The 11,721-nt window shown below is 63.7% G+C and carries 7 protein-coding genes; 4 read left to right on the top strand and 3 right to left on the bottom strand.

The genetic code is table 11. The annotated features are described in order from the left end of the window. Positions 1-37: 37 nt before the first annotated feature. Both H7A19_18965 and H7A19_18960 read right to left on the bottom strand, forming a co-directional pair. Positions 38-370: a cytochrome c gene (locus H7A19_18965; protein ID MCP5476916.1), complete on the bottom strand. Its 333-nt coding sequence runs from the start codon at positions 368-370 to the stop codon at positions 38-40. 11 nt (positions 371-381) lie between these two features. Continuing rightward, entirely contained in the window at positions 382-705 is a 324-nt protein-coding gene (locus tag H7A19_18960) for a cytochrome c (protein ID MCP5476915.1), read from the bottom strand. Positions 706-943: 238 nt separating this feature from the next. On the opposite strand from H7A19_18960, the gene H7A19_18955 reads away from it, so the two are divergent. From H7A19_18955 to H7A19_18940, 4 genes are all read left to right on the top strand, one after another. Further along, a complete protein-coding gene (locus H7A19_18955) occupies positions 944-2,080 on the top strand; it encodes an efflux RND transporter periplasmic adaptor subunit (protein ID MCP5476914.1) in 1,137 nt (378 codons plus the stop codon). Between the two features lie 156 nt (positions 2,081-2,236). Next, on the top strand, positions 2,237-5,563 hold the full coding sequence (locus H7A19_18950; protein MCP5476913.1) for an efflux RND transporter permease subunit: 3,327 nt from the start codon (positions 2,237-2,239) through the stop codon (positions 5,561-5,563). Between the two features lie 322 nt (positions 5,564-5,885). Beyond that, the gene (locus H7A19_18945) at positions 5,886-8,978 is read left to right on the top strand and encodes an efflux RND transporter permease subunit (protein MCP5476912.1); all 3,093 of its coding nucleotides are present in this window, start codon (positions 5,886-5,888) and stop codon (positions 8,976-8,978) included. Between the two features lie 85 nt (positions 8,979-9,063). Continuing rightward, a complete protein-coding gene (locus tag H7A19_18940; GenBank protein ID MCP5476911.1) occupies positions 9,064-9,636 on the top strand; it encodes a DUF1232 domain-containing protein in 573 nt (190 codons plus the stop codon). Between the two features lie 325 nt (positions 9,637-9,961). Here the strand turns inward: H7A19_18940 and H7A19_18935 are convergent, their stop codons facing one another. Further along, positions 9,962-11,371: a TIGR04222 domain-containing membrane protein gene (locus H7A19_18935; protein MCP5476910.1), complete on the bottom strand. Its 1,410-nt coding sequence runs from the start codon at positions 11,369-11,371 to the stop codon at positions 9,962-9,964. Positions 11,372-11,721 lie beyond the last annotated feature (350 nt).

Below are 11,721 nucleotides of genomic sequence, written 5' to 3'. Positions count from 1 at the left end.
GGGGCCGGCACGTCGCGGCTGCCCCAGTCCCTGAAGCTTATTGCCCGGCCAGATCGCCCAGATTCGACTTCTGGCTGCTGAAATAGGCGGCCAGATCGGCAATGTCCTGGTCACTCAGCGTGCCGGCAAAGCCCTGCATGATCACGTTCTGGCGGGCGCCGGAGCGGTAGCTCTTCAGCGCCTGCGCCAGATAGTCATGGTACTGGCCGGCGAGAATCGGGTACTGGGGATCGCCAACGCCATTGCCGTCGGCGCCATGACAGGCCTGGCAGGTCTTGGACAACTCCATGCCGCGACCGGCACTGCCGGCAGCCTGTGCTCCGGTGGCGACCAGCAGGCCCAGGGCCACTACGATCAAATACTTGCTCATGACGGGGCCCTTCACGGTTTCGGCTTCGAGGACAGGTAGCTGGCGATGTCGGCGATGTCCTGCTCCGACAGGCTCTGCGCCTGCGCCACCATGGTCGAGTGCTTGCGCTGCTCGGTGCGGTAGGCAGTCAGCGCCGCGACCAGATATTCGTAGTTCTGACCATAGATTCGCGGTACCCGGTAATGCGGGTAGGCATTGTTGTAACCGGTGATGCCATGGCAACCGGTACAGGTATAGGCCTTGCGCTTGCCAGCTTCAGCATCGCCCTTGGCGCTTGCAACTGTGGGTACGGCGCCTGCCAGAACCAACAGCACTGCGAGTGTGATCGACCTCATCCATGCATCCCCGATGATTGGCCCGCACCGTCTTGGTGTGGGCAGCGACAAAGACCCTGGATTATGCCGAGCGACGTTGGCCCGGTCCATGCCTGTGACTTGTGGCCGACGAAGGCGCCACGGCAACGGTGGATACTGAACCTGATCCATATGACCACTGGCCAGCGTGACTTCCGGTACTGCCGATGCGGCGATCTGGTGTCATAGCATACCAACACACTTGAGTAGAGTTCTCGCGATGATCATGGAACGAAGGCATCGAAGCATCCCGACCGCGCTGATCGTGGCCATCAGTCTGTCCCTGGCCGCCTGTGGCGGTCCGGCCGCCGACCAGAGCGCCGACGGCACGGAAAAAACCGAGTCCCAGGCCTTGGGCAAGGACGGCAAGCCAGTGGAAGCGGTCAAGGTGCCGGTTGAAGTGGCCACGGCTACCCGTGCTCCGGTCAGTGCCGCCTTTCAGGGCACAGCCAATCTGGAGGCGGCCGCTGAAGCCGATGTGGTGACCAAGACCAGCGGCGTGGTGCTGGAGATCATGGTGGAGGAGGGCGATCAGGTTCGCGCCGGACAGGTACTGGCGCGCCTCGATTCCGATCGCCAGCGACTGTCGGTCAAGCAGAGCGAGGCCAATCTGCGCAAGCTCGAAAACGACTACAAGCGCCAGCAGGAAATGTTTGCGCGCAAGTTGATCAGCCAGGATGTGTTCGATCGCTCGCGCTTTGATCTGGACACCCAGCGCGCGGCCCACGACATGTCCAAGCTGGAGCTGTCCTACACCGAGATTCGTGCGCCCATCAGTGGCGTGGTCAGCAAGCGCATGGTCAAGGTCGGAAATCTGATCCAGTTGAACCAGCCCTTGTTCAAGATCGACGATTTCGATCCGTTGGAAGCCATGATCAATGTGCCGGAACGGGAAATGCGGCTGATCAAGGCCGAGCAGCCAGTGCAGATGCTGGTGGATGCGTTGCCTGATGCGGTCTTTACCGGCTCGGTGGCCCGGGTCAGCCCGGTGGTGGATTCGAACACCGGCACTTTCCGAGTGGTGGCCCAGTTCAAGGATCCAACCGGCCGGCTGCGCACCGGCATGTTCGGTCGCGTGCGCATTGTTTACGACGAACGCGCCGACGCGCTGGTGGTGCCGCGCTCGGCGCTGGTCGGCGATGACAAGGACGCCTCGGTCTTTGTGGTGGAGGATGGCACCGCCAAGCGTCGCCAGGTGCGCCTCGGTTATGCCGATGGCGGACAGGTGGAGGTGGTCGATGGCATGAGCGAAGGCGAGCAGGTGGTCACGCTCGGTCAGGCCGCGCTGCGTGATGGCTCCAAGGTCCAGATCATCAATCCCGAGGAGCCGGTGGCGGTTGCCAAGTCCGGAGGTTGAGCCCGGCTTGCGACGACACTGGATCGGCAGCTGCATCTGCGGATCCATGATCTCTGAGCCGCGACTGGAGTTGTTCGGCGTGGCACTGGCCGCGTTGCCAACGCCATTCAGCCCGTAGCGAGCGCCGCTGAGTCGGCCTCCCATCGATTGTGGGATATGTCCATGAATATCGTCCGTCTTGCCACCGAACGCCGAGTCACCATCGCCATGGTGACGATCGCCCTGGTGCTGTTCGGCCTGATCGGCCTGAGCCGTCTGAAGGTCAATCTGCTGCCGGATCTGTCCTATCCGACACTGACGGTGCGCACCGAATACGTGGGCGCCGCGCCGGCCGAAATCGAGAACCTGATCACCGAGCCCCTGGAAGAGGCGCTCGGCGTGGTCAAGAGCCTCAAGCGCATCCGCTCGGTCTCGCGCACCGGTCAGTCTGACGTGATCCTGGAGTTCACCTGGGGCACGAACATGGACGACGCCGGCATGGACGTGCGCGAGAAACTGGAATTGATCCAGTTGCCGCTGGACGTCAAGAAGCCCTTGTTGTTGCGCTTTGATCCGTCGACCGAGCCGGTGATGCGCCTGGCTCTGGCGACCGGCGTCAATGACAGTGACGCCAATTCGGTTGCTGCCCTGACCGAATTGCGGCGTTACGCGGAAGAGGATCTGAAGAAGCGTCTGGAGCCGATCGAAGGCGTCGCTGCGGTCAAGGTCTCGGGTGGCCTGGAAGACGAGATCCAGGTCGAGATCGACCAGAACCGCCTGAAGCAGCTCAATCTGGACGTCAACACGGTCATCGAGCGACTGCGCCAGGAGAACATCAATATCTCCAGTGGCCGGCTCGACGAAGCCAGTCAGCGCTATCTGGTGCGCACCATCAATCAGTTCTCGACGCTGACCGACATGGGCGACATGGTGGTCGCGGTGTCTGCCGGTGTGCCGGTCAAGCTGCGCGATGTCGCCACAGTGACCCAGGGCTACAAGGAACGCCAGGCAATCATCCGCAGCGATGGCCAGGAAGCGGTGGAGATCGCCATCTACAAGGAGGGCGATGCCAATACCGTGAGCGTGGCCGAAGCCGTGGTCAAGGCGCTGGAGCGTTACAAGGACGAGGTGCCCGAGGGCGCCAAGCTGACCACCGTGGATGATCAATCGATCTTCATCAAGAGTTCCATCCGCGAGGTGGTTGATGCCGCCGTGATCGGTGGTCTGTTGTCGATTCTGGTGATCTTCCTGTTCCTGGGTGAAGCCTGGGCCACGCTGGTCATCGCGCTGTCCTTGCCGGTGTCGATCATCGCGACCTTCTTCTTCATGCAGCAGTTCGGCATCGGCCTCAATGTGATGTCGCTTGGCGGCATTGCGCTGGCCACCGGCATGGTGGTCGACAATGCCATCGTGGTGCTGGAAAACACCCGGCGTCTGCGTGATCAGGGCCTGGGCGTGGTCGAGGCCGCGGTGCAGGGCACCAGCGAGGTCGGCATGGCCATCACCGCCTCGACCTTCACCCATATCGCCGTGTTCCTGCCGCTGGTCTTCGTCGAGGGCATCGCTGGCCAGCTCTTCGGCGATCAGGCGCTGACCGTGACCTTCGCGATGATCATCTCGCTGTTCGTGGCCGTGACCCTGATTCCGATGCTGGCTTCGCTGGGCAGCAAGCACTCGGCCATGGAGTTCGAGCATCCGGAGCCGGTGGCGCACCAGCGACACTGGTTGATGAGCAATCGCCCGCGCCTGGACTACGGACGCTTCCTGTTGCTGCCGGTCTGGCTGGTGCTGGCGCTGCTGCGCGGGATCTGGTTCGTGATCACCAAGGCGGCCTTTGCACTGGCCTGGCTGGTGCAGCGGATCTTTGGTGTGCTGGGTCGTGTGGTCATGCGCATTCTCAGCCCGATGGCAAAGGGCACGATGGGCTTCTTCGACTTCATGCTCAATCGCTACGATGTGCTGCTGCCCTGGTCCTTGCGCCATCCAGCCGTGATTCTGGGCGTGGCGCTGCTGTCCTTGCTGGGGGCGGTGGCGCTGGTGCCGCGTCTGGGTGTGGAATTGATCCCCGAATTTGCCCAGGGGCGTCTGCAGGTGGATCTGAAACTGCCGGTGGGCACGCCGCTGGCGCGCACCGATCTGATGGTGACTGGCCTGCAGCAGCACGGCATGAAGGTCTCTGGCATCGAACACATGTTTGCCACCGCCGGCACCGGCGCTCGCCTGGATGCCAATCCCACCGAGTCCGGCGAGAACATCGGCAAGCTCCTGGTGACCCTGGCGCCGCATACCGAGCGCAGCGATGAGCCACGGATCGTGGAAAGCCTGCGTGCCTATACCGACGTCATCCCTGGCGCCGAGGCCAAGTTCTCCCGGCCGCAACTGTTCAGCTTCGAGACCCCGCTGGAGGTGGAAATCAGCGGCTACGATCTGGACCTGTTGAAGCAGGCGAGCGAGCGCATCACTGCGCGCATGCGCCAGGAAGCGATGTTCGCCGACGTCAAGAATTCGCAGGAACAGGGCGCGCCGGAAGTGCGCATCTATTTTGATCAGGACAAGATCGCCTCGCTGGGTCTGACCACCCGCCAGGTCGCCGATCAGGTCGTGCGCAAGGTGCGTGGTGAAATCGCCACGCGCTACAGCTTTCGCGATCGCAAGATCGACGTGCTGGTGCGGGCCACCGAGCCGGATCGTGACTCGGTGCAGGCCGTGCGCCGACTGATCGTCAATCCGGGCAGTTCCAGCCCGGTGCCGCTGGATTCGGTGGCGCGAGTCGAGATCACCGAAGGGCCGGCGGAGATTCGCCGCATCAACCAGGAGCGTGTGGCCATTGTGTCGGCCAGTCTGCGTGGCGATCTGGGTTCGGCGGTGGCGCTGGCGCAGAAGATCGTCGACGAGAATCTGCTGCCGGCGGGTACGGCGGCCCGGGTCGCCGGTCAGAGCGAGGATCTGGATGCCTCTTTCAATTCACTGATGCTGGCGCTGGCGCTGGCGGTGTTCATGGTCTACCTGGTGATGGCCTCGCAGTTCGAGTCGCTGCTGCATCCCTTCCTGATCCTGTTCACCATCCCGCTGGCTCTGGTGGGTGCGATCTTCAGTCTGTGGATCACCGGCACCACGCTCAGCATCATCGTTTTCATCGGATTGATCATGCTGGTGGGCATCGTGGTCTCCAATGCCATCGTGCTCATCGATCGGGTCAATCAGCTGCGCGCGCGCGGCATGGAAAAACGTGCGGCCCTGATGGAGGGCGCGCGCACCCGCTTGCGGCCGATCATCATGACCACCATCACCACGCTGTTCGGCTTCCTGCCGATGGCGCTCGGGCTAGGCGACGGCGCCGAACTGCGCCAGCCGCTGGCCATCACCGTCATCGGCGGCCTGATCTTCTCGACGCTGTTGACGCTGGTGGTGATTCCGGTGCTCTACAACGTGGTCGATAGACGCGCCACCTTCCGGCAGCCGCGGGCGTTGCAGCAGGGAGAAGGTGCGGAGATTGGGGCGTGATAATGGCGATGAAGCGGGGCACGGGGCACGGGGCACGCGGCACGGGGTGGTCTGCGGGGCCGTGCGGCCATCTGGCACGTGCATTCCCGTGCGCGGGGATGAAGCGGGGCACGGGGCAGGGGGCAGGGGGCACGGGATGTGCTGAGGCGGTTTGTCGCCCTGCTGCACGAGACTTGCCCCTTGAGATTGAGTGCAGAAAAACGGCACTGAGCGCCTGCCCCGCAAGCCGCCCCGGCTCTTCCCGTATCCCGTGTCCCGTGCCCCGTGCCCCTGCTTCCCGTGCCCCCGCTTCCCGTGCCCCGTTCCTCTGGAGCCCCCACCCATGACCCTCGCCGAAATCGCCCTGAAGCGCCCGGTCACCACGATCATGCTCTTCGTCAGCTGCGTGGTCTTCGGTTTGCTGAGCGCGCGCATGCTCAAGCTGGAGTTCTTTCCGGAGCTGGATGCGCCCTTCATCCTGGTGCAGGTGCCCTATCCGGGTTCCACGCCCAAGGAAGTCGAGCGCGAGATCGTGCGGCCCATCGAGGAATCGCTGGCCACGATTTCCGGTATCGACCGGATGTTCAGCAATGCCGACGACAACGGTGCCTTCTTCTTTCTGGTGTTCGACTGGAACCGCAACCTCAAGGTCAAGCTCTCGGAGGTGCGCGAGCGGGTGGATGCGGTCCGCGGCGAACTGCCCAAGGACATCCAGCGCATCCAGGTGCTGAAGTTCTCCACCAACGACGAGCCCGCGCTGCAGATCCGCCTGTCCAGCACCACCGGCAATCTGCTGGATGCCTACGACCTGCTGGAGCGCCGCATCAAGCGACCGCTGGAACGCATACCGGGTGTCGCCTCGGTCGAGCTGTCCGGCGTGGAACCCAACGAAGTCCGCATCGATCTGCTGCCCGAGCGCATCGCTTCGCACAACATTGATCTGAACGCCCTGTCGCAGCGTATCCAGTCAGCGAATTTCTCCACCTCTGCCGGGTTGATCCACGACGGTGATCACCGCTACCGGGTGCAGCCGGTGGGCGAGATTCGCAGTCTGGAGGAGTACGGCAATCTGGTCATCAACGATGCCGGCCTGCGCCTGCGCGATGTGGCCGAGATCCGCTACGTCCAGCGCGAGATCAATTTTCGCCGCATCCTCAACGGCAACTACGCCGTCGGCGTCGACATCCGCCGTGAGCGCGGCGCCAATCTGGTCGATGTCTGTGCCGATGTGCTGGCAGAAGTAAACAAGATCGAAGCCAGTGGCGCGCTGGCCGGCATCGAGCTCTACATCATCGGCAACCAGGGCGAGGGCATTACCAGTTCGCTCGGTGAACTGGTCAAATCCGGCGCCCAGGGCATGCTCTTTGCGGTGCTGATCCTGTACTTCTTCCTGCGCCACTGGCCAAGCACACTGATGGTGTCGCTGTCGGTGCCGATCTGCATCGCCATCAGTCTGGGGGCCATGTATTTCCTCGGACTCTCGCTCAACGTGTTGACCATGATGGGTCTGCTGCTGGGTGTGGGCATGCTGGTGGACAATGCCGTGGTCGTGACCGAGAGCATTTACCAGCAGCGGGAAAAGCGCCCGGGCGATCCGGTTGGTACCGCGATCGAGGGCACCCGCATGGTGCAGCTGGCGGTCAGCGCCGGCACGCTCACCAGCATCATCGTGTTTCTGCCGAATGTCTTCGGCGGGACGACGCAGGTTGGCGTGTTTCTCTACTACGTGGCCATGCCGATGTCCGTTGCCTTGCTGGCCTCGTGGTTCGTTGCGGTCAGCATCATTCCGATGCTGGCCTCACGCATCGAACCCCCCAAAGGGGTGTCGCAGGTACGAATCGTCGAGCGCTGGAAGCTGCTTTATGGTCGCTTGCTGCACTGGACGCTCAACCATCGCGGCTGGTCCTTGATGGGTGTGCTGTTGATCTTCGCCAGCGTGCTCATTCCCGCCAACGTGGTCAAGACCGATTTCTTTGGCGGCAGCGGCAAGCGCGACTTCAATATTGGCTACGAGCTCAACGGGCGTTACCGGCTGGAGCAGCTGGAGCCGGCGGCGCGCGCCGTGGAGGCTTTCCTGCTGCGCCACAAGGAGGAATTCGAGATCGAGTCGGTGTACAGCTGGCTGTCCGAAGATCAGGGCATGCAGACCCGGCTGCAGCTGGTCAAGGACGATCGGGCGACACGGCCGCTGGAGGAGATCAAGCAGGCCGTGCGCGATGGATTGCCCAAACTCGCCATCGGCAAGGCCGTGGTCGATCTGCGCCAGGGTCCAGGTGGCGGTAACGCCGGCAGTACGGATACGCCCAGCGTCAGCGTCAACATCAACGGCGATTCCACCGAGGTGCTGACCGAGGTGGCCAAGGATGTGGCGCGAATCCTTGCCACCCATGATGAGTTTGCCGAAGTGCGCGCCGACGATGCCCAGGAGCAGCAGGAAGTGCAGCTGCGCATCGACCGCGATCGTGCCTCCAATCTGGGATTCGACCCGGCTCAGGTGGGCCAGTTGATCCAGGTGGCCATGCGCGGCGTACCGCTGCGCGAGTTTCGCCAGGGCGACACCGAGGTCCCCGTGTTGTTGCGCTTCAAGGATGCCGAGTCACTGTCACTCGATGACCTCAAGGAAATCCGCATCACCCGCGCTGATGGCGAGTCGGTGCCGCTGTCGGCGCTGGTGTCGGTCGATGTCTCGCCCAGCGCCCGCCAGATCGGACGGCAGGATCGCAAGACCAGTCAGTCGATCACCATCGACCTCAAGCCCAAGGGAGACATGGGCAAGGCACGCGAGATCATCGAAAGCAGTCTGAAGGATTACCCGTTCCCGACCGGTTACACCTACGATCTGGGTCAGCGCTTCCAGGACGATGCCGCCGCCGCTGCCGAAATGATGTTCCTGCTGCTGCTGTCGATTGTCCTGATCTACATGGTCATGGCGGCCCTGTTCGAGTCGGCGATCTATCCGATCGCGATCCTGATCTCGATCATGTATGCGGTGGTCGGGGTCTGGTGGACCTTCCTGGTCTGGGACACCACCTTCTCGGTCATGGCTTTCATCGGCATCATGATTCTGACCGGCGTGGTAGTGAACAACGGCATCGTGCTGGTCGAGCATGTGAACACGCTCCGGCGAGCCGGGCACGATCGCGAGCAGGCCCTGATCCTGGGCGGGCAGGAGCGGCTGCGGCCGATCCTGATCACCACCGGCACCACCTTCCTCGGCCTGTTGCCGCTGTGCATCAGCGATGTCGGCATCGGTGGCAACGGACCGGCCTACTTCCCGATGGCCAGGGCCATCGCCGGTGGATTGGTCTTCTCCACCGCCATCACCCTGGTGGTGCTGCCCACCGTGTATGCCTCGCTGGAAGACGCCAGCGAAGCCATCAAGCGCGGCTGGCGCCGCGCGGGCACACGCTCCTCCCGGGCGCCGGTCGAGGCCTGATCGATATGCCGAACTAAATTGACGGACAATCGAATCGACCGATAGTCTCCACCTTCTGCATCGCCTGCCAAATGAGGATTCCGCCATGCGCGTTGTAATCGACCTGTCCGAACAGGATCTGGAGCATTTCCGGGCCGCCATGCGGCGCGCCAAGGAAGCCGCCGCCCATCTGAGCGCCGCCGAGATCACCGGTGCCGCCATGCAGCTGCTGGAAGACACCAAGGGTGTGCAGGTGCCCGAGTTCGTGTCCTCGCGCATGAAGCGCCTGGGTACGCTGGTAGGCATGGTGCACGACACCAACTGGGGTATTTCCGACGAAGAGCGCAAGGAAATCCTGTCGGCGCTGACCTATTTCTCCGATCCCAACGATGCCATTCCGGACGATATCCCGGTGCTGGGCTTCCTCGACGACGCCATCATGATCGAATTGGTGGTGGAAGAGCTGAAGCACGAGATCGACGCCTATGAAGACTTCTGCCTGTTCCGCAAGCAGGCCGAGGACGATATCGGCGCAGTGGAGGCGAGCGGTCTCAACCGCGACGACTGGCTGCAGCAGCGTCAGAACGAGTTGCTGGATCGCATGCGCGGGCGTCGCTCCCGCGACAGCGCTTCCTACGGTGGTGGCCGCGGCGGCTTCTCGCTGTTCTCGATTCGCTGAGCACCCTCGACAGAGATCAAGAAAGGCGCCGAAAGGCGCCTTTCTTGTGCGTCGGCCCCTGTGGGAGCGGCTTCAGCCGCGATCTGTTCTTGAATCGAGGCAGTCGCGGCTGAAGCCGCTCTTGCCAGACATGCCGTAAGGCATTGATTTGAGGGCACGAGGGCGAGAGGGCACGAGGGCACGCAAGATCAAGAGCTCGCGGTGAGGCCGCCTTTGCGCGCCCTCGTGCCCTCTCGCCCTCCAACGTTTGGTGCGCGAACAAGCGCGCCGCTGGCGGCGACCGGGACTCCCACAGGGGCAGGTGGCTGGCCGCATTGCAGCAGGCTCAATCGCCGCCGCCGCAACCTCCGCAGCCACCGCCGCCGCCATCGCCACCGCCACTGTCGCCGCCACAGCCGCTGCTGTCGCCGGAGGAGCCGGGCGGTGAGCGCAGCTGGTGGTACTCGGCGTAGGCCGTGCCACTGAGCGCTGCCGTTCCCAGCAGTGCCACCGCCAGTCCGAGTTCCTTCTGTTGCGGCGCCCGCAGGGCGCGTGCATGGCGCTGTTTGGCATCCGCCAGCGCTTGATCGCCGGCGCGGGTGCGGGTCGGACGCGCCAGCAAGAAGCCGAGGCCGATCACACCGGTGATGATCGTCAGAATCACCAGGAAGGCGACCGGTTTGGACCGCGACAGGCCGACGACAATCTTGCTGACACCGAAGGCGGCCACAAGCAGCAGGGGCAGCGCGCTGAACAAGCGCACCCGCCAGGCGGCAGCGTCATCCAGCCAAAGATTGGCCTTCTGCAACCTCTTCTCCAGCGGCGCCAAGGCCACGGCAGAGCGCTTGAGTACCTGGGCTGGCGATCCGTCCACGGCAATGCAGCGGGCCACGACGGCGGGCGCTTCGCTGCTGTCTGACACCGGCCGGTCCAATTTCAGCTCGCGGCTGTTCTGATCCCACTGGGCCTGGCCGTTGCCGAGCAGATGGGCCACCGCGGCATCGGTGCAGCGGACGGCGCCGCCGGCGAGATAGGCCAGTTCGAAGGCTTCAGGGCGGGCACCGCTGGCGCTGCCGGTGTCCCGCAGGCTCCGACGCAGCCACCAGGCGCCTACCAGCCCGCTGACCATCAGCACGCCAAAGAGTTGCAGAAAGGGCCCGGCGGTCCAGTCCAGGGGGTTGGATGACAAGGCCAGCGCGCTCTGCACCTGCGTCAACGTGGCCAAGGCCAGCAGAGCCGCGCAAGTCGCCGCCGCGCGCGGCCAGCGCGGCCGCGGGATCAGCCAGTAGCGGCCGCGATCAATGGCGATCTGGGCAGGCCTGGCGGCGAAGCGCTCGCGAGTGCCAGGCCAGAGATCCTGTGGAGCTGCGCCGAAATAGTCCTCGTACAGGGCAATCGTCGTCGCGTATTGCTCGCGGTAGCGCCAGGATTCTTCCCGACCGCCCTGGGTGGGGCCATGGTGCAGCGCACGCCCGAGGACTTGCGGGCAAAACTGCTTCCAGTAATCGCGGGTGTAGCACAGGTGCAGGTGCCAGACCTCGTCGACGGCATCGCTGGGCGTGACCTCCTGCGGGCTGATGCAGGCCAGGAAGCAGAATCTGCGGTACTCGTCGATGGCGCGTCTGGCGAAATCCAGCGTCCAGCCCTGTTCGCGCGCCAGGCGTCGGGCGAAATCGATGCCAAGCTCCGGGTGCTCAAAAGCATGGGCCTGCAGGCGCGCCCAGAGTGCCTGCTCGGTGTCGGTCCAGTCGCGCATCTGCGTCTCCGTCATGGGATAACCCTCGGTTGGACGCTGCCGATTGTAGACTCGGGACTTGCAGGGGCGATGACGATCTTGACCTGCAGACCGGGGAATTGCGCCGTTGGTCAGAATCGCTGAACGGCTGTCCTAATTGGGGAGCAGGGAATGAAGACGTGGCAACAGATCCTGACGGCAGCGTTTCTGCTGCCTTGCTGCAGTTCGCAAGGATGGGCGGATGACGTGCCAGCCCCTGAATTCATGGCCGGCGACTGGTGTGCCGTCCAGGGCGAGCAGCAATTCGAAGAGCGTTGGACCGGCGCCGAGGGTGGTCGCATGTATGCCGTGGCTCGAAGCTTCCAGAATGG

This window comes from Rhodanobacteraceae bacterium (assembly GCA_024234055.1).
Lineage (GTDB): Bacteria > Pseudomonadota > Gammaproteobacteria > Xanthomonadales > SZUA-5 > JADKFD01.
The sequence above is the reverse complement of the archived record's forward strand: the minus strand, read 5'-3'. Positions and strand labels throughout refer to the sequence as shown.

Bases quoted from the DNA above. Each gene is read 5' to 3' on its own strand.
- H7A19_18965 (MCP5476916.1), bottom strand. From the start codon at position 370: ATGAGCAAGTATTTGATCGTAGTGGCCCTGGGCCTGCTGGTCGCCACC.
- H7A19_18960 (MCP5476915.1), bottom strand. From the start codon at position 705: ATGAGGTCGATCACACTCGCAGTGCTGTTGGTTCTGGCAGGCGCCGTA.
- H7A19_18955 (MCP5476914.1), top strand. From the start codon at position 944: ATGATCATGGAACGAAGGCATCGAAGCATCCCGACCGCGCTGATCGTG.
- H7A19_18950 (MCP5476913.1), top strand. From the start codon at position 2,237: ATGTCCATGAATATCGTCCGTCTTGCCACCGAACGCCGAGTCACCATC.
- H7A19_18945 (MCP5476912.1), top strand. From the start codon at position 5,886: ATGACCCTCGCCGAAATCGCCCTGAAGCGCCCGGTCACCACGATCATG.
- H7A19_18940 (MCP5476911.1), top strand. From the start codon at position 9,064: ATGCGCGTTGTAATCGACCTGTCCGAACAGGATCTGGAGCATTTCCGG.
- H7A19_18935 (MCP5476910.1), bottom strand. From the start codon at position 11,371: ATGCGCGACTGGACCGACACCGAGCAGGCACTCTGGGCGCGCCTGCAG.